Annotated in this window: 15 protein-coding genes, 1 tRNA gene and 2 pseudogenes; 7 read left to right on the top strand and 11 right to left on the bottom strand. The window is 61.5% G+C overall.

What is annotated here, in order from left to right; all coding sequences use genetic code 11:
* The first annotated feature begins 69 nt into the window (after positions 1 to 69).
* The 4 genes from NKJ89_RS25630 (at position 70) to NKJ89_RS25645 (ending at position 5,531) form a co-directional block, all read left to right on the top strand.
* Complete coding sequence (locus NKJ89_RS25630; RefSeq protein WP_352606655.1) at positions 70 to 1,662, top strand: peptide ABC transporter substrate-binding protein; 1,593 nt, start codon at positions 70 to 72, stop codon at positions 1,660 to 1,662.
* A 164-nt stretch (positions 1,663 to 1,826) separates the two neighbouring features.
* Complete coding sequence (locus NKJ89_RS25635) at positions 1,827 to 2,750, top strand: ABC transporter permease subunit (protein ID WP_352606657.1); 924 nt, start codon at positions 1,827 to 1,829, stop codon at positions 2,748 to 2,750.
* Positions 2,743 to 3,864 carry an ABC transporter permease gene (locus NKJ89_RS25640; protein ID WP_352606659.1) on the top strand — a complete coding sequence of 374 codons (1,122 nt, stop codon included), beginning with the start codon at positions 2,743 to 2,745 and terminating at the stop codon, positions 3,862 to 3,864. Before NKJ89_RS25635 ends, NKJ89_RS25640 begins: the two co-directional genes overlap by 8 nt.
* 47 nt (positions 3,865 to 3,911) lie before the next feature.
* Entirely contained in the window at positions 3,912 to 5,531 is a 1,620-nt protein-coding gene (locus tag NKJ89_RS25645) for an ABC transporter ATP-binding protein (RefSeq protein WP_352606661.1), read from the top strand.
* A 46-nt stretch (positions 5,532 to 5,577) separates the two neighbouring features.
* On the opposite strand, the gene NKJ89_RS25650 is transcribed toward NKJ89_RS25645, so the two are convergent.
* The 5 genes from NKJ89_RS25650 to NKJ89_RS25670 all read right to left on the bottom strand — a co-directional run bounded on the left by NKJ89_RS25650 (position 5,578) and on the right by NKJ89_RS25670 (position 8,896).
* A complete protein-coding gene (locus tag NKJ89_RS25650) occupies positions 5,578 to 5,946 on the bottom strand; it encodes a hypothetical protein (RefSeq protein ID WP_352606663.1) in 369 nt (122 codons plus the stop codon).
* Between the two features lie 310 nt (positions 5,947 to 6,256).
* The gene (locus NKJ89_RS25655) at positions 6,257 to 6,613 is read right to left on the bottom strand and encodes a hypothetical protein (protein ID WP_352606665.1); all 357 of its coding nucleotides are present in this window, start codon (positions 6,611 to 6,613) and stop codon (positions 6,257 to 6,259) included.
* Between the two features lie 86 nt (positions 6,614 to 6,699).
* Positions 6,700 to 6,921: a hypothetical protein gene (locus tag NKJ89_RS25660; RefSeq protein ID WP_352606667.1), complete on the bottom strand. Its 222-nt coding sequence runs from the start codon at positions 6,919 to 6,921 to the stop codon at positions 6,700 to 6,702.
* A gap of 61 nt (positions 6,922 to 6,982) precedes the next feature.
* Positions 6,983 to 7,282, bottom strand: a complete 300-nt coding sequence (locus NKJ89_RS25665) for a DUF1236 domain-containing protein (protein ID WP_352606669.1) — start codon at positions 7,280 to 7,282, stop codon at positions 6,983 to 6,985.
* Between the two features lie 627 nt (positions 7,283 to 7,909).
* A complete protein-coding gene (locus NKJ89_RS25670; RefSeq protein WP_352606671.1) occupies positions 7,910 to 8,896 on the bottom strand; it encodes a TerC family protein in 987 nt (328 codons plus the stop codon).
* A gap of 436 nt (positions 8,897 to 9,332) precedes the next feature.
* On the opposite strand from NKJ89_RS25670, the gene NKJ89_RS25675 reads away from it, so the two are divergent.
* Positions 9,333 to 9,974, top strand: a complete 642-nt coding sequence (locus NKJ89_RS25675) for a hypothetical protein (RefSeq protein ID WP_352606673.1) — start codon at positions 9,333 to 9,335, stop codon at positions 9,972 to 9,974.
* Positions 9,975 to 10,125: 151 nt separating this feature from the next.
* Here the strand turns inward: NKJ89_RS25675 and NKJ89_RS25680 are convergent.
* Positions 10,126 to 10,202 (bottom strand) — tRNA-Pro (locus NKJ89_RS25680).
* Between the two features lie 198 nt (positions 10,203 to 10,400).
* On the opposite strand from NKJ89_RS25680, the pseudogene NKJ89_RS25685 reads away from it, so the two are divergent.
* Both NKJ89_RS25685 and NKJ89_RS25690 read left to right on the top strand, forming a co-directional pair.
* Positions 10,401 to 10,674: pseudogene (locus NKJ89_RS25685) on the top strand (phosphomannomutase/phosphoglucomutase); the annotation flags it as partial.
* A 41-nt stretch (positions 10,675 to 10,715) separates the two neighbouring features.
* A pseudogene (locus tag NKJ89_RS25690) lies at positions 10,716 to 10,953 on the top strand (hypothetical protein); the annotation flags it as partial.
* On the opposite strand, the gene betB reads toward NKJ89_RS25690, so the two are convergent.
* From betB to betI, 5 genes are all read right to left on the bottom strand, one after another.
* Complete coding sequence (gene betB / locus NKJ89_RS25695; protein WP_352606675.1) at positions 10,917 to 12,380, bottom strand: betaine-aldehyde dehydrogenase; 1,464 nt, start codon at positions 12,378 to 12,380, stop codon at positions 10,917 to 10,919. The pseudogene NKJ89_RS25690 and the gene betB overlap by 37 nt on opposite strands.
* Positions 12,381 to 12,461: 81 nt before the next feature.
* Positions 12,462 to 14,114 carry a choline dehydrogenase gene (gene betA / locus NKJ89_RS25700; protein ID WP_352606677.1) on the bottom strand — a complete coding sequence of 551 codons (1,653 nt, stop codon included), beginning with the start codon at positions 14,112 to 14,114 and terminating at the stop codon, positions 12,462 to 12,464.
* Positions 14,107 to 15,108 carry a threonine/serine dehydratase family protein gene (locus NKJ89_RS25705; protein ID WP_352606679.1) on the bottom strand — a complete coding sequence of 334 codons (1,002 nt, stop codon included), beginning with the start codon at positions 15,106 to 15,108 and terminating at the stop codon, positions 14,107 to 14,109. The genes betA and NKJ89_RS25705 overlap by 8 nt, the downstream gene beginning before the upstream one ends.
* Complete coding sequence (betC, locus tag NKJ89_RS25710) at positions 15,108 to 16,637, bottom strand: choline-sulfatase (RefSeq protein WP_352606681.1); 1,530 nt, start codon at positions 16,635 to 16,637, stop codon at positions 15,108 to 15,110. The genes NKJ89_RS25705 and betC overlap by 1 nt, the downstream gene beginning before the upstream one ends.
* Positions 16,634 to 17,224, bottom strand: a complete 591-nt coding sequence (gene betI, locus NKJ89_RS25715; protein ID WP_352606683.1) for a choline-binding transcriptional repressor BetI — start codon at positions 17,222 to 17,224, stop codon at positions 16,634 to 16,636. The genes betC and betI overlap by 4 nt, the downstream gene beginning before the upstream one ends.
* Positions 17,225 to 17,385: the final 161 nt, after the last annotated feature.

Below are 17,385 nucleotides of genomic sequence, written 5' to 3' on the forward strand. Positions count from 1 at the left end.
TCAGATATCGGCTCCGGGGCGTCAACACGTAAAGGCGCGCCGACGGGCAGCGCCGACAGGGAGAACTTCATGCTGAAAAACATGCTGAGGGCGACTGTGTTCGCCACGACCATGGCGGTGACAGCCGGCACGTTCTACACGCCCGCTTTCGCCGAGACCGTCTACAACCGCGGATCCGCCGCCGAAGCGGAGACGCTCGATCCGCACAAGACGTCGACGGTATACGAAGCCGATATCATACGCGACCTGTTCCAGGGCCTCGTCATGCATGACCAGAAGACGAACCTCATTCCTGGCGCCGCCGAAAGCTGGACGGTGTCCGACGACGGCACAGTCTACACCTTCAAGCTGCGCAAGAACGGCCTCTGGTCGGACGGCAGCCCGGTGACGGCCGACGACTTCGTCTATTCGTTCCATCGGCTGGAAGATCCAGCCACCGCTGCCGAATATGCTTCCATGCTCTATCCCGTGAAGAACGCCGAGGAGGTAAACACCAAGAAGGCCAAGCCGGAGGACATGGGCGTCAAGGCGCTTGACGCAAATACCCTCGAAGTCACGCTGAAGGCGCCGACGCCTTACTTCCTGGAGATGCTGACCCACCAGGCAACCTATCCGGTTAACAAGGCGTCTATCGAAAAGCTTGGCGCCGACTGGATCAAGGCAGGCAAGCTGGTCTCCAACGGGGCTTATACAGCGGCGGAGTGGATTCCCAACGACCATCTGAAGCTGGTCAAGAATCCGAAATTCTGGGACGCCGCCACCGTCAAGGTCGACGTGGTCAACTACATCCCGACCGAGGATCGCTCGTCGGCGATGAAGCGCTTCGAGGCCGGTGAACTCGATAGTTACGGTGACCTGCCGACCGAACAGCTCGCCGACCTCAAGACCAAATTCGGCGACCAGGTCCGTGTCGGTCCATATCTCGGCACCTACTATTATGCGATCAAGACCGACAAGGCGCCGTGGGATAATGTCGAACTGCGCAATGCCATCTCGATGGCGATCGATCGCGACTTTCTCGCCGAAAAAGTCTGGCAGAACTCGATGCTGCCCGGCTATTCGATGGTACCTCCGGGCATCGAAGGCTACACGCCGGCACTGGCCAAATATGCCGACATGCCGCAGATCGACCGCGAAGACGCTGCCAAGAAGATCCTCGAGAAGCTCGGCTATACACCCGAGCATCCGTTGAAGATGGAGATCCGCTACAACACCTCGGAAAACCACAAGAACACCGCTGTCGCCATCCAGGAACAATTGAAGCCGCTTGGCGTCGAGATCACGCTGCTCAACACCGACACCAAGACCCACTACTCGTTCCTCGAGCAGAAGGGCGACTACGATGTGGCGCGTGCCGCCTGGATCGCAGATTACAAGGACCCGGAAACCTTCCTCGGCATCTCGCGCAAGGCCAGCGGCAACAACTATTCGAACTATAACAGCCCGAAATACGAAGCGGCGATGGACAAGGCGGCCGCCGCCGGCGGCAAACCCGAACTGCGCATGAAGGAACTCGCCGAGGCCGAGCGCATCCTCATCGATGATGTCGGCGAGATCCCGCTTCTCTACTACAGCTACCATGACATCGTTTCTTCGAAGCTGCATGGTTTCGACGACAATGTGATGGACATCCATCCGTCCCGCTTCATCAGCAAGGACTGATCCCTTGGCTGGGCCGCCGCGCAACTCATGCGCGGCGGTGCTGGTTTGCCATCGCATCGGCCCGGGAACCGGATCGATTTTCGACAATGTCGGTGCGAAGATTTGAACGCTAGAGCATAATCGTCCAGTTGGACGCATACTGCTCTGGATCAAGCGGGGCACCGATGCTGCGATATGTATTAAGGCGGCTTCTGACCGCCATTCCGACGCTGTTCGTCATCGTGACAATGGCGTTTTTCCTGATGCGCGTCGCGCCAGGCGGCCCGTTCAACCAGGAGCGGGGGCTGAGCCCTGAGATCAGAGCCAATCTCGAAGCTCAGTTCGGTCTCAACGACCCGCTCTGGCTGCAATTTGTCCACTATCTCGGCAATCTTTTGCGCGGCAATTTCGGGCCGAGCTACAACATGCCGGATTTCACCGTCACCGAACTCTTCGCCAAGGGACTGCCTATTTCGGTCCAGCTCGGCGCGTCGGCACTCGTCCTGGCGCTTCTGCTCGGTTCCGTGCTCGGCACCATTGCCGCGCTCAACCAGAACAAGCTTGGCGACTACATGGTGATCGCGCTGGCGACCGCCGGCAGCACGATTCCCACCTTCGTCATCGCGCCGGTGATCCAGCTTCTGTTCGGGCTGACCTGGAAACTGCTGCCGATCGGTGGATGGGGCGATGGCGCTTTCATCAACAAGGTCGGCCCGGTGCTGACGCTCGCTCTGCCGCAGATCGCCATCGTCGCCCGACTGATGCGTGGCTCGATGATCGAATCGCTGCGATCCCATCACATCCGCACGGCACGCGCGCTCGGCCTCTCCGATTGGTCGGTGGTGGTCAAGCACGCGCTACGTGGCGCCATCCTGCCGATCGTCTCCTTCACCGGCCCGGCGGCCGCGGCTCTGCTGACCGGTTCGGTCATCGTCGAGACGATCTTCTCCATTCCCGGTGTCGGCCGCTATTTCGTCGATGCCGCGCTTAACCGCGATTATACGCTGGTGATGGGAACGGTGGTGGTGATCGCCATCTTCACCATCGTTTTCAACCTTATCGTCGACGTCATGTACGCGGTCGTCGACCCGAGGGTGCGCTATGACTGACATCGCAGCCACGGCTCCCGCCGTCATCGGCCGCTCGCTCTGGGGGGATGCCTGGGCGCGCCTCAAGGCCAATCGCGCCGCCATGTTCAGCCTCTATTATCTTGCTTTGATCGCGGTCGTCAGCGTGGTCGGCCCCTCGCTCGTGCCGCATCAATACACGACCATCTATGGTGATTATGTGCGCACGCCGCCAAGCCTTTCGGCCTATCCGAAGGCCGACACGATCGAGACGGCGCTCACCGAAGCGATCAAGCGCATGCGGGTCGACCTCAAGGAGTGGCGGCAGGAGGGCAACCAGGTCTTCGTTACCGTCAAGTCGACCAAGCCGATCGACGACCGCAACATCCGCTATCTCGATCGCTCCGATGCCTTTGACGGCACCAAGATCGAAAGCAAGTCGCCTGACGGCCTCGAAGTGACGATGAGCGCCTCGATCAAGCAGCAATACTTCCTGTTCGGTACCGACAACACCGGCCGCGATCTGTTGTCCCGCACGCTGATGGCCGGGCGCATATCTCTGGCCATCGGCCTGCTCGCCGGCATCGTGGCGGTGGTCATCGGCGTGGTCTACGGCGCCGCTGCCGGCTTTGCCGGCGGCAAGGTCGACGAGGTGATGATGCGCATCGTCGACGTGCTCTATTCCTTGCCCTTCATCTTCTTCGTCATCATGCTGGTGGTGTTCTTCGGCCGCAATTTCGTGCTGATGTTCCTGGCGGTCGGCGCAGTGCTGTGGCTCGACATGGCGCGCATCGTGCGCGGCCAGGCACTGTCGATCCGCCGGCAGGAATATGTCCAGGCGGCGGAGGCCATGGGTGTCGGCCAGCGCGGCATCCTCCTGCGCCACGTCATCCCCAACCTGCTCGGGCCCGTCGTGATCTACATGACGCTGCTGGTGCCGCAGGTCATCATCCTGGAGAGCTTCCTGTCGTTCCTGGGGCTCGGTGTGCAGGAGCCGATGACCAGCTGGGGCGTACTGATCTCGGTCGGCGCCAAGAACATCGGCACCGCCAACTGGCTGCTCCTGTTTCCCGCCTTCTTCCTCGTCTCGACGCTGTTCGCCTTGAACTTCGTCGGCGACGGCCTTCGCGACGCGCTCGACCCCAGGGATCGCTAAGATGGGGATCGCTAAGATGTGGATCGATAGAGATGGGGATCACTGAGATGGCTGCTTCCGAAACGATCCTCAGCGTCAAGGACCTGCGCATCCGCTTCCGCACGCTCGACGGCGCGGTCGAGGCGGTCAAGGGCATCAACATACATGTCAACGCGGGCGAAACCGTTGCCGTCGTCGGTGAGTCCGGCTCCGGCAAGAGCCAGACGATGATGGCGGCGATGAGCCTGCTGGCATCGAATGGCGAAGCGACAGGCAGCGTCGACTATCGCGGCCGCAACCTTCTGGCTCTGAGCAAATCCGAGCTCAACAAGGTCCGTGGCCGGAAGATCAGCATGATCTTTCAGGAGCCGATGACGTCGCTCGATCCTCTCTATTCGATCGGCAATCAGCTGATCGAGCCGATCCGCCGGCATCGCGGCTTGAATGTCGCCGAGGCGCGCGAAGAGGCGCTCAAGCTGCTGCGGCTAGTGCATATTCCCGATCCCGAGCGGCGGATGAAGTCCTATCCGCACGAAATGTCTGGCGGCCAGCGCCAGCGCGTGATGATTGCCATGGCGCTCGCCAACGATCCCGACATCCTGATCGCCGACGAGCCGACGACGGCGCTCGACGTAACCATCCAGGCGCAAATCCTGATGCTCTTGGCCGAATTGCAGCGCAAGCTCGGCATGGCGATCGTCTTCATCACCCACGATCTTGGCATCGTCCGTCGCTTTGCCGACCGTGTCTATGTCATGCGCCAGGGCGAAGTTGTGGAGGAGGGGGAGGCTGAAGCCATCTTCGTCAACCCGCAGCATGCCTATACGAAAATGCTGCTGGCAGCCGAGCCGACCGGCCACAAGGCGCCGCCGCCCGCCAACGCCCCGGTGCTGCTCGAAGGCAGGAATGTCGAAGTGACGTTCAGGATCGGCGGCGGGTTTCTTGCTGGCGAGCCGCTGATGCTACGTGCGGTCGATCACATCTCGATCCGGCTGCAGCGCAACCAGACCATCGGCATCGTCGGTGAATCCGGCTCGGGCAAATCGACGCTCGGCCGCGCCTTGCTGCGACTATTACCGAGCGACGGCATCATCCGTTTCGGCGATCGCGACATTTCCACTGCCGACCGACAGGCGATGCGGCCGCTGCGGCGCCAAATGCAGCTCGTCTTCCAGGATCCGTTCGGTTCACTATCGCCGCGCATGACCGTCGGCCAGGTCGTCACCGAAGGGCTTCTGGTGCATGAGCCGAACCTTTCGGGCAAGCAACGCGACCAGCGCGCGGTCGAGGCCTTGCGCGAGGTCGGCCTCGATCCCAATGCCCGCAACCGCTACCCGCACGAATTCTCCGGCGGCCAGCGGCAGCGCATCGCCATTGCCCGGGCCATGATCCTGAAGCCCAAGCTGGTGGTTCTGGACGAACCAACCTCGGCACTCGACCGCTCGGTGCAGAAACAGATCGTCGAACTGCTGCGCAAGCTGCAGGCCGACCACGAGCTGTCCTACCTCTTCATCAGCCACGATCTGTCAGTCGTGCGCGCCATGGCCGACTACATCATCGTCATGAAACAGGGCAAGATCGTCGAGGAAGGGCCGACCGAGGCGATTTTCAGCAACCCGCAGCACGTCTACACCCAGACGCTGATGGCCGCGGCCATCGACGTCACACGGTTTCGGTTGAGCGCCTGAGACCGTAGCCACCAAAAGGCGCAAAACACCAGACACGGCTGTTCACTCAGTCCGTTGACCTCGGGCACTTGTTTGCCCGAACCGCGACTAGGGCGTCTTGCTGCTGTTTCAGCCGGGCGATCCTGGCCGTTTCACGGTCGGCGACCGCGGCTTTTACACGCGAGCCGCCCGGCAGCCAGCGCGGAACGTTGGTGTTCGCGACTTTGCCGCGGGTAATTGCGGTTCGCGAGATGTCGCGGGCGATGCCTCCCAACGCGCTGTTGAGCTCAGGGCACGACATCGCATCGTATTTCGCCGGATCGACAGTTCTGCCGATCGATGAACAGCCGACGACAAGAAACAGCGCAATCATCAGGGCCAGTGGCGAGACTGTCGTTGAATTCGAATTCATGTCGCATCCGGCTTGCCGTTTCATCGAGCCCGCCATAACCGCATCGAAGTACCTAGCGCTGACAGCCATCTTCGTCAAAGTTTGCGATCGGGAAGGACCGTGCCCCTGAACTGAGCCTTTCCGGCCGATACAGGAACGTTCCTCGGGTCACTCGGCGTGAGCCGCGGCGGGCTTTCGCATTTTGGTTGTCTCCGACTTGGAAAAGCTTGTGCAGCTGTTCGTTCCGATCGGCTGGTCGAGGTGCAAACTTCGGCAGCTGATACGGTAAGCCAGCCGCCGCACCGTGCCCGCCCTCCAAATTGTCGGGCCATTCGTTCAATTTCCCTGCGAACTCTCACGCTGCTTCGGCAACGAACTTCGCCGATTCGTCCCCGAGCACCGCCTGAGCGGCATCGATCTCGTTTTCATCGACATGCGCCGTCACCAAAATGATGCCCTCAGCCATGCTCGCATCATTCGTCTTTGCGGAACTCGTGGTAAATGTGCCGAGCAGGCCGCCGGCAAGGCCGCCAAAGACAGCGCCTGCCATCGCTGTCGCCGATAGTCCCGCGGCAAGAGGATTGATGGCGTGAACGGCAATGCCGCTCAACCAGGCCAACCCGCCAGCGCCAGCGCCAGCGATTGATCCCAGAGCGAGCGCCCATAGAAATCCCGCTTCGTCCCGGTAAGGTCCAATGATGGCGATCTCCACCCGAGGAATTCCAGCTCCCATAAGGTCGCCTGCGACCCGGGCAGCTTCGGCAGGCGAATCAAAAAGTCTGCTGATTGTCGCCATGGCTACTCGGGTTTTTGGCTGTTCAGATCGGAGACGAAAGACGCGGCGATCAGGTCGTCGCCCTGAATTCGCCCCTCGCGGTCCTCCATCATGGCCGCGACTTTCTGGAAGGTCTTCATTTCGCCCTTGGTGATGCGGGCCTCTTGCATCTTGGCCTTGAGGTCAGCCACGCGCGCCCCCAGCGCTTGGGATATTTCAGTCTCACGGTTCATGGCGATCTGCATCCGTTTTGCTGCGAAGCCCGTGGCCCCAAAGGGCGGCGGGCTTCAGCCGACAGCGGCTGGTTCAGTCGATGATCTTGATGATCTTGTGGGTACCCGGATCCACGACAACTGTTCGGTTGTCGATCACTGTGTAGCGGTATTTGACGTTGGGGACTTCGTGAAGCTCGACCGTTTCGGGCAGCGCTGTTCCAACATTGAGTTCCACACCGGGAAGTTTCACCGAAGCGAGGGGCTTCTGCTTCACATATTCACGGATGACTGTTTCCTGCTCGGGCTGGAGGATGATGTCCTCGGCTGCGGCTGCTCCGATACCTGCAAGCAACAGAAGCGCCGCCGCCGCGGTGGTAAGATGCATTTTCATGAATTCCTCCTTTGCAAACCGACGCAGCACAACATCGTCTGCGCCAATCACTCGAACTTGGGGCAGGTGCAAACGTTCCCGGGGCTGGGCTTCGGTCGGGCGGAGCAGGGGACTTAAGTCTGATCGCAAAAGGCAATGGTCTTACCAAGGGCGTAGCCCGGAACGGCCGCTGTTTGCGGTCGTTGTCCGCTGCAAGTTGTGGGAGGAAACCGATGGAGAAGAGCGTTGGCCAGGCGCGCTGGTTGCTCGCACCAGTCTTCGCGATGGCCATCACCTTGATGGCTATTGGACTAGCCCTTGGCTGATCGTCCAGGAGATGACCCATGAAGATTTGCACATCGGCGCAGCTACGTCCCTTCCTGCAGCCGATAGGGTTCGCTCGCCGGGTAGTAATCCTGGTGAGCGAACTCTCTTTTCCATCCGCGACCGAGCATTTTGGTTCCTTTCGAGTGAAGGAGGCCAAGGGCCGTCGTCGGCGTCGCTGACATGTTCCAACCAGTCCACGACCTTGCCGTCCTTTGACCTCCTGGAGGGGTCATGGCGGTCAGCCGCATCCGGAGCAAGAACGGCGCCGGTCTGTACCTCCTCGTCGTTGCGTCGACCGACGGACAGGGTCGACTCCCCCGTTCACGCGGACCGCCGCTGCTGATCCCTGGTCTTGAGAAGACTCCAGACCACGCCGGCGGCGATGATCGCAAACGTAATGCCGAGCGAGAAGGCGGCCGGGAACTTTTCAAGGCCAAGGAGATCGGCGACGAAGATCTTCGAGCCGATGAAGACCAGGACGATAGCGAGCGCGGGCTTCAGATAACGGAAGCGGTGGATCATCGCCGCAAGCGCGAAATAGAGGGCGCGAAGGCCGAGGATCGCAAAGACGTTCGAGGTGTAGACGATGAATGGGTCTGTCGTGATCGCGAAAATGGCAGGGACGGAATCCACGGCGAAGATGACGTCGGCCACCTCGACCATCACCAGGGCCATGAAGAGCGGGGTGATGAACCAACTCGCCTGGCCTGTTCCGGGATTTGTCTTTTTGACGAAAAACCGCTGTCCGTGGTGCTCTTCGGTGACCCTAAAGCGATTGCGCATGAAGCGGAAGAGGACGTTCTTGGACAGGTCGGGTTCTGCCTCCTTGACGATCAGCATCTTGATGCCGGTGATGATCAGGAACGCGGCGAAGATATAAAGAACCCAAGCGAACTCGGCGACCAGCATCGCGCCGACACCGATCATAATGGCACGCAGCACCATGACGCCGAGGACGCCCCAGAAGAGCACCCGGTGTTGGTAGATGCGCGGCACAGCAAAGAATGAGAATATCAGGGCAATTACGAAGATGTTGTCGAGCGCCAGCGTCTTTTCGACGACGAAGCCTGTCAGATAGGCGAGGCCGGCGTCGGCGCCGAGATACCACCATACCCAGCCACCGAAGGCTAGCCCGAGCGCGACATAGAGGGCAGAAAGCATCACGCTTTCGCGGACGCCAATTTCCTTGTCCTGCCTGTGAAGAATTCCAAGGTCGAACGACAGAATAGCGATAACGAGGACAAAAAAGCTCGACCACATCCAGAGCGGCGTTCCGAGCCAATCGATGAACAAAAATGAGAAACTCAAGGGCAATCCCCTGTCAGCACGGCTGTCAGAAAATCGGTCCGACATCGTAAGAGTGCCGAGGCTCTCACCAGAGGGGCCCGGACCAGCGGGTTGGTAACCCACTTGGGAACTCATTTCTGGCGGTCAAGGGCCCGGCGGGACATTACTGGGGCCGGAAGAGTACGGCCTGGAGTTCAACTGGGGTTTTGCCATGAGGCTGGTCCGACGGGCTACAGCCCTGCGTCGGAGCAAGATGCGCGTTTTTCATTTGACCAGATCCCGTAGGTGGCGCTGGCAAAAGGGAATCCGATTTGGTGAGCTGACCTGCATTTCGGAAAGAAAGGCTTGCCCAAACAATGGGTAGAGCTCCATCCAATTCCTGGATCAGGGAACTTGCTTCTTCCCGTGAAATACCGGAAGAAAGATGATCGACTGAGGATTGATTCGGAGCTTGCGAATGCGCGGGGTGCGAGCAGCTGTGGCTGCACTGGTCCTGACCGGTTCCATCACTTCCGCTCTCGCCGACAATTCTCCCTTCATCTATATTGCTACCGAAGATCCTTTCACCGTCGGTCAACCGGCGAAGAACGACGTGTATTTTTTTGGCGGCGTTTTTGCGGCCGGATCATTTGGGAACACAATCAACATATTCGGCGCCGACTATACGAACAACTACATAATCGGAGCTGCCTATGGTCGCGATTTCGTCGATATGGGCGCTGGTTTCGTTCTTGGCGGTGTGAGCGGGGCTGCCGTAAGATTTGGCGAGGACGACGACACGTCAGGAGAAGTTTGGGCCGGGGTTAGGGTTCGTCACCAGGGCCTTGTCATCGGCGATCTGGCGATTGCGCCCGCAGTGACGGCCGGTTTGAGTGCGGTTACGGGCACCACCGAGATCGAACGCGAACGCGAAATCTATTACGATGGCGACGCGTCTTTGCTTGGTTTCATCGGCGCGGAGCTTTCCTTCAGGCTAAGGCAAGCTCCCAATGTCGAGCTTGTCTATCAACTCCACCACCGATCCGGCGCCGGTGGTACGTTTGGAAATATGGGAGAGGGTTCCAACGCGAATACTGTTGGGCTTCGTTATCGCTTCTAGCTGACGCCTCAACGCCCCCCCGACACTCTGAACCGGCGCAGCACGACCCCGATCGGGTGGCACACGTCGCCAGGCCGGCAAAACTCAGGGCGCTGGCAGGCCTCGCGCTGTGGGGTATCGGGAGAAACAAATACCTAAGTATCTGTTTTTCTGGTCGGAGTGGCAGGATTTGAACCTGCGACCCCCTCGTCCCGAACGAGGTGCGCTACCAGGCTGCGCTACACTCCGTGACCAGACCGCGGGCTTATAACCGCCACACCTCGTTCCTGCAAGCGCCAATGGCAGCACTTCTGTCGCATTTCATTCCTTTCGTCGGGCATTTCCGCAAAGCTCGGATTTCGGTCCGCGATAAACGTGGCTAAAACCTTGCGTGCTAAGCCGCGGGCCTCGATATCAGTATCTTTCCGCCTCTTGGAGTTTCCGGTCTTGCCCTTCAGGATCGTTGGCGACGCCTGGCCCAACAGTTTCGAATTCGAGACCGAAGCGCTGATCAAGGCGCCCGGCTTTCGCGAATATGTTGCGCGCTGGTGGTTCGGCCATCCCGCTCCACGCTACCACCGGAGCTCAATCTGATCGGGCCCGGCCACTCGGCATGGGGCTTGGCACGCTGATTCGCCGTCCCGGCGCAGGACCCGATATCGTCACCGGACATGACCTCCGCTCCAACTTGCTGTCGTTCAAGCGGGCGCTGGTGTCGGGCTGGGGCCGCCGGCGCGTGGATCCGTCGCAATGGTCACGGCCGCGCTAGACGGTTCGGGTGGCGCCGACCTCAAGCCGGAAATCGAGGCACGCGTTGGTCGCCTGTTCCGCTGGCACATAGACCCGGCGCCGCTCGGCCTTTGGATCGACCGCATCGACGAGCGCGGGCGCTATCTTCTATCATCTGGTCTGTGCGCTGACTCAGTATCTGGACAGCACGCTGAAAAAGCCGCGTAGATCGGCTCAATACGGGCTCGCCACGTCGCCGGTCTCGACATAGATCGACTTCAGCTGCGAATAAAGCGCCAGTGCCGCCAACGAGTTCTCGCGTCCGATGCCGGACTGCTTGAAGCCGCCGAACGGGATTTCCACGGGTGTCAGATTGTAGGCGTTGATCCAGCAGGTGCCGGCCTGCAGCTCGGCAATGACGCGGTGGGCGCGCGGCAGGTCGCGGGTGAAAACACCGGCGGCGAGGCCGAATTCGGTGTCGTTGGCGCGGTCGACCACTTCGTCCTCGCCGTCGAATTTCAGCACGCTCATCACCGGCCCGAATATCTCCTCGCGGGCGATGCGCATCGTGTCGGTGACGCCGGTGAACACGGTCGGCTCGACGAAGAAGCCGCCCTGGAAACCCTGCAAAGAAGGCACGTTGCCGCCGCAAGCGAGTGTCGCGCCGTCCTGCTTGCCGATTTCGATATAGCCGACCACCTTGTCGTGCTGCGCCTTGGAGACCAGCGGCCCCATCTGGGTTTCGGGATCGAGTGGGTCGCCGATGCGGATTTTCTTCGTCCGCTCGACAAGGCGTTCGACGAAGCGGTCGTGGATGCCGCTTTGCACGAAAACCCGCGTACCGTTGGAGCAGATCTGCCCGGTCGAATAGAAATTGCCGAGCATGGCGCCGCCAATGGCATTCTCGATATCGGCATCGTCGAAGACGATCAGCGGCGACTTGCCGCCGAGCTCCATCGTCGCGTGCTTCATCTTCGAGCCGGCGAGCGACAGCACCTTGCGGCCGGTCGGCACCGAGCCGGTCACCGAAACCTTGGCGACGACATCGTGGCCGACGAGCCCGGCGCCGACATCGCCATAGCCCTGCACGACGTTGAACAAACCGTCGGGCAGGCCGGCCTCGCTGTAGATCTCGGCCAGCGCCAGTGCCGACAGCGGGGTGTTTTCCGACGGCTTGAACACCATCGCGTTGCCCATGGCGAGCGCAGGTGCCGATTTCCAGCCGGCGATCTGGATCGGGTAGTTCCAGGCGCCGATGCCGACGCAGACACCCAGCGCCTCGCGCCTTGTGTAGGCGAAGGGCCCGCCGAGATCGATCGCCTCGCCATTGTAGGCGGCAACCGCACCGCCGAAATATTCGAGGCAGTCGGCCGCCGACGGGGCGTCCGCCACCAGCGTCTCCTGGATTGCCTTGCCGGTGTCCAGGGTCTCGATGCGGGCGAGGTCGGCGTTGCGGGCGCGCAGGATATCGGACGCGCGGCGCAGGATGCGCCCACGCTCCACCGGCTTCAGCCGCGCCCAGGCGGGCTGCGCTGCCCGCGCTGCCTCGACGGCGAGTTCCAGCACGTTCGGCGTCGCCGAGCGCAGCATGGCGATGGTCTCACCGGTTGCCGGATAGATGACCGGCAGCGGCGCGCCGCCTTCGTCCTCGATGTAGCGTCCGTTGACATAGTGCGATGCCGTGGGCTGGGCGCGCATGGGAGGTCTCCAATTGGTCTGCGCCCCCCAAATGGGTGGCTCGCTCTATCGGGCAGCTCGATCTGTCGGGTGGATCATGCTCTATCTGTCCGACGCCTGCCAGCGTGGATTGATCCATGGTTCCTGGTTGGACGGCGCCAGCGGCGTGCGGCCAAGGATGTGGTCGGAAGCCTTCTCGCCGGTCATGATCGATGGCGCATTGAGGTTGCCGTTGGTGACACGCGGGAAGATCGAGGAATCGGCGACCCGCAAGCCGTCGACACCGATGACCCGGCACTCCGGATCGACCACGCTCATCATGTCGTCGGCTCGGCCCATCTTGCAGGTGCCGCAGGGATGATAGGCGCTCTCGGCGTGGTCGCGAATGAAGACGTCGAGATCATCGTCCGATTGCACTTGGCTGCCCGGCGAGATTTCCTGGCCACGATAGGGATCGAAAGCCGACTGGCCGAAGATTTCGCGCGTCAGCCGGATGCAGTGGCGGAACTCCGTCCAGTCGTCTGGATGCGACATGTAATTGAAGCGGATCACCGGCTTCGATTTCGGGTCCCGCGAACGCAGCGTCACCGAGCCGCGCGACTTCGACCGCATCGGCCCGACATGCGCCTGGAAGCCGTGCGATTTGGCCGCTGCCTTGCCGTCATAGCGGACCGCGGCCGGAATGAAGTGGTACTGAATATCGGGGTAGTCGACGCCGGCGCGCGAGCGCACGAAGGCGGCAGCCTCGAAATGGTTGGTTGCACCAAGCCCGGTCTTGAAAAACAGCCATTGCGCGCCGATGCGCGCCTTCGAGAACGGGTTGAGCACTGAATTGAGCGTGATCGGCAGCAAGGATTCCTGCTGGATATAGAGCTCCATGTGGTCCTGCAAATTGCGGCCGACGCCAGGCCGGTCGGCCAGCACTGGAATGCCGTTCTCGCGCAAATGCTCGGCCGGGCCGATGCCGGATAGCATTAGGATCTTGGGTGAATTGATCGACGATGCGGCGACGATCACCTCGCGTCGCGCCTTAACGACCTGAACCTGTTTGTGAGCTTCGATCTCGACACCGATGGCGCGTTGATTCTCGATGATCACCCGCCGCGCAAAGCCCTTGACCAGACTCACATTTTTGCGTCCGAGCGCCGGCTTCAGATAGGCCGATGCCGCCGACCAGCGGCGGCCGCCGCTGATGGTTTGCTCCATCGGCCCAAAACCTTCTTGCTTGGAACCGTTGTAGTCGTCGGTCAGTTCGAACCCGGCCTGGCGGCCGGCCTCGACAAAGGCCCCGTAGAGCGGATTGCGGCGCGAGCCGCGCTGAACGTGCAGCGGCCCACCGTGACCGCGCCAGCCATCCTCGCCGCCGTCGGAGTCCTCCATGCGCTTGAAATAGGGGAGCACATCGGCGAAGCCCCATCCGACCGCACCCTCTTCGGCCCAATGGTCGAAGTCGCGCGCATGGCCGCGCACATAGACCATGCCGTTGATAGAGGACGAGCCGCCGATCACCTTGCCGCGTGGCGTTGCCAGCACGCGGCCGCCGAGATGCGGCTCCGGCTCGCTGGCAAAGCCCCAGTCGTAGAGGCTCATGTTGAGCGGGATCGACAGGGCCGACGGCATCTGGATCAGCGGCCCCATGTCGCTGCCGCCGAATTCGATGACGATGACCGAATGCTTGCCGTCCTCCGACAGGCGATAGGCCATGGCCGAGCCGGCCGAGCCGGAGCCGATGATGACGAAATCTGCTTCAAGCATGGTTCATATGCGCCATAAAATCGGCGAGCGAGACATTGCCGCCGGTAGCCACAACAAGGACGGTCTTGTCCTTCACATCCACCGTGCCGCCGAGCAGTGCCGCCAGCGACGCCGCGCCCGACGGTTCGAGCACCAGCTTCATGCGCTCGAAGGCGATCCGCATGGCGCGCCGTACCGATTGATCATCGACGGTGACGCCGCGAACACCGGCGGTCTTGACCGCCGCGAACGGCGCGTCGCCCGGCCGTCGCGACATCAGCCCATCGCAGATCGACTTCGGCCCGATCGGCATGGTCTCGATGCTGCCATGCGCCAGCGACGCGCCCATGCCATTGAAACCTTCCGGCTCGACGCCGATGATTTCAGTGGCGGGCGACAGATAGTGGAAGGCGAGCGAAACGCCGCCGATCAATCCGCCGCCACCGACCGAGCAGAACAAGACGTCGGCGCTGGCACCCTTGGCCTCAAGCTGGTCGAGCGCTTCGAGGCCGGCACCCGCCTGGCCGGCGACAATCTCCGGATCGTCGAACGGATGCAGCAGGGCCAGACCTTCGGCCTCGGCGATCTCGCGCGCCTTGGCGGCGGCAACCTCTTCTCGCGCGCGCTCGCCATGGTCGGTCAGCACGACGCGGGCACCATAGCCCGCCGTTGCGTCGCGCTTGGCGGCTGGTGCGTCGATCGGCATGACGATGGTGACGGGAATGCCAAGCGCCTGGCCGGCAGCCGCCAGCCCTTGCGCGAAGTTGCCGGAGGAGTAGGCGACGACGCCCTCTTTGGCTTCATCGGGCGAAAGCTGCTTCAGACGCCAGTAGGCGCCACGCACCTTGAACGAGCCTGCCCATTGCAGCGATTCCGGCTTGATGAAAACACGAGCGGCACCGGTTTCTCTGGCCAGTGCCGCGGATTCCAGCAGCGGCGTGATCTGCGTCGCCTGGGAGGTAACGGCATAGGCCTGTCTAAGGTGATCGAGGGAGGGGACGAGCGCTGTTGTCATCATTCGCCCCGCGGATACCTTTTGCTCTCTTCGAGATTGTCGAGGTTCATGTGGTTTCGCATGAACCGCTCCGAAGCCTTCTGCAGGGGCTGGAAATCCCAGGGGTAATAAGCGCCGTTGCGCAGCGCCGGATAGACCACCCAGCGACGCGCCTGGCTTTCGCGCACGGCGGCGTCGAAGCCGGCCATGTCCCAGCGCGCCCGGATCTTGTCCATGAACGCCACCACCAGGCCGGCATGGACGGGATCGTCGGCCAGATTGTTTCGCTCGAGCGGATCGGCTTCGAGATCGAACAGTTGAGGCGGATCGAGCTCGCAATGGACGAATTTGTATCTGCCTTCACGCATTGCAACGAGTGGCGCGGAAGAACCTTCGGCGGCATACTCCATCAAGACAGGTGCGGTGCGCTGCCCGCCATTGGCGAGCGGCAGCAGCGACTGGCCGTCGGTCCACGGCGCGATCGCGGCGATGTCGATGCCGGCGAGGTCGCAAAGCGTCGGTGTCACGTCAAGATTGGAAACCGGCGCCTCGATCAGCCCGGCCGGAACGCCCTTGCCGGCAATCATCAGCGGCACCCGCGCCGAACCCTCGAAGAAGCTCATCTTGAACCACAGGCCCCGCTCGCCGAGCATGTCGCCATGGTCCGAGCAGAACAGGATGATCGTGTCGTCGAGCATACGCGTGCGCTCAAGGACGTCCAGGAGCTCGCCGAGCTTGTCGTCGACATAGGAGATGTTGGCGAAATAGCCGCGCCGCGAACGACGCACCTGCTCTGGCGTGATCTCGAATGAGGGATAGTCGCTGGCGTGGTACAGCCGCCGGGAATGCTCGTCCTGCTCGTCATCCGCGATGAATCCGGTTTCCGGGTCCAGCGCCTGGCAATGCTCATAGAGATCCCAATACTGCTTGCGCGCGACGTAAGGATCGTGCGGGTGCGACAGCGAGACGGTGAGACACCAGGGCCGGTGGTTCGCATCGTCCTGCTCGCGCGAGAGCTGATAGAGCTTTTGCGTGGCGAGGAACACGACCTCGTCGTCATATTCCATCTGGTTGGTCGTCTCGGCGACGCCGGCGCCCGTGACCGAACCAAGATTGTGGTACCACCATTCGATGCGCTCGCCGGGCTTCCGGTAATCCGGTGTCCAGCCGAAATCGGCCGGGTAGATGTCAGTGGTCAGCCGCTCCTCGAAACCGTGTAGCTGATCCGGCCCGACGAAATGCATTTTGCCCGACAGGCAGGTGTAGTAGCCGGCGGCGCGCAGATGATGGGCGAAGGTCGGGATCGATGAGGCGAATTCAGCCGCATTGTCATAGACACCCGTGCGCGACGGCAATTGCCCGCTCATGAACGAGGCACGGCCCGGCGCGCAGAGCGGCGACGCCGTGTAGTTGTTGGCAAAGCGCGCCGAACGTGCGGCCAAGGCTTTCAGGTGCGGTACATGCAGAAACTCTGCCGGGCCGTCCGGAAACAGGGTCCCGTTGAGCTGATCGACCATGACGATCAGGAAATTGGATCGCTTCGTTGTCACTGTTTGCGCCGTTCGCCAAGTTTGGTTTCGAGATAGTCTTCGACCAGCGCGACGGCGGTCACGGCATCAGGCAAGCCGTCCTTCAGCGCCCGCCTGATGTAGAGCCCGTCGATCATTGCCGCCGTCGCCTCGGCGACACGGTCGGCTTCGGCTCTGGGCAAGATCCCGGTCAGACCGCTCATCAGGTTCGAATGGAGCCGCCGCGCGTAGACCCTGAGCAGCCGGCGCAAGGCTGATGACTTCTGTGCCTCGACATAGAAGGCAAGCCAGGAGGCGATGGTTTGCGGCTGAAACTGAATGTCGGAGAAGTTGACGGCGACCACCGCCCAGACGCGTTCGCGCGGTGTGCCGGCCGAACCAAGGGCGCGCAACGTGTCGGCGGTCAGCTCGGCCAGGATATGGCGCATCGTCGCCAGCAGCAGCTCGTCCTTGGCGCCGAAATAATGATGGGCAAGGGCCGATGAAACGCCGGCGCGCCCGGCAATCTCTGACATGGTCACGTCGAGCGAGCCACGCTCGCCGATCGCCGAGATCGTCGCGTTGATCAGCGCCTTGCGGCGCAGCGGTTCCATTCCGACTTTCGGCATTTCGCTATGTTCCTTTGAAGCAGGATTATTTTTTATTGACGGGTCAATCAACAAAAAAATCGACACTGGTTTCGTTTGTACCAAGCGATTGTCGGCTTGCAGCCCTTCACGAAGCGGGCAGGACTGTTTATCTTTGAACAATAAATGCGAGGTGCGCCTTG

Source organism: Mesorhizobium sp. M0047 (assembly GCF_040323315.1).
Lineage (GTDB): Bacteria > Pseudomonadota > Alphaproteobacteria > Rhizobiales > Rhizobiaceae > Mesorhizobium.

What these genes read in the sequence shown, in the direction of transcription:
- NKJ89_RS25630 (WP_352606655.1), top strand. Translation starts at nt 70, where the DNA reads ATGCTGAAAAACATGCTGAGGGCGACTGTGTTCGCCACGACCATGGCG.
- NKJ89_RS25635 (WP_352606657.1), top strand. Translation starts at nt 1,827, where the DNA reads ATGCTGCGATATGTATTAAGGCGGCTTCTGACCGCCATTCCGACGCTG.
- NKJ89_RS25640 (WP_352606659.1), top strand. Translation starts at nt 2,743, where the DNA reads ATGACTGACATCGCAGCCACGGCTCCCGCCGTCATCGGCCGCTCGCTC.
- NKJ89_RS25645 (WP_352606661.1), top strand. Translation starts at nt 3,912, where the DNA reads ATGGCTGCTTCCGAAACGATCCTCAGCGTCAAGGACCTGCGCATCCGC.
- NKJ89_RS25650 (WP_352606663.1), bottom strand. Translation starts at nt 5,946, where the DNA reads ATGAAACGGCAAGCCGGATGCGACATGAATTCGAATTCAACGACAGTC.
- NKJ89_RS25660 (WP_352606667.1), bottom strand. Translation starts at nt 6,921, where the DNA reads ATGCAGATCGCCATGAACCGTGAGACTGAAATATCCCAAGCGCTGGGG.
- NKJ89_RS25665 (WP_352606669.1), bottom strand. Translation starts at nt 7,282, where the DNA reads ATGAAAATGCATCTTACCACCGCGGCGGCGGCGCTTCTGTTGCTTGCA.
- NKJ89_RS25675 (WP_352606673.1), top strand. Translation starts at nt 9,333, where the DNA reads ATGCGCGGGGTGCGAGCAGCTGTGGCTGCACTGGTCCTGACCGGTTCC.
- betB (WP_352606675.1), bottom strand. Translation starts at nt 12,380, where the DNA reads ATGCGCGCCCAGCCCACGGCATCGCACTATGTCAACGGACGCTACATC.
- betA (WP_352606677.1), bottom strand. Translation starts at nt 14,114, where the DNA reads ATGCTTGAAGCAGATTTCGTCATCATCGGCTCCGGCTCGGCCGGCTCG.
- NKJ89_RS25705 (WP_352606679.1), bottom strand. Translation starts at nt 15,108, where the DNA reads ATGACAACAGCGCTCGTCCCCTCCCTCGATCACCTTAGACAGGCCTAT.
- betI (WP_352606683.1), bottom strand. Translation starts at nt 17,224, where the DNA reads ATGCCGAAAGTCGGAATGGAACCGCTGCGCCGCAAGGCGCTGATCAAC.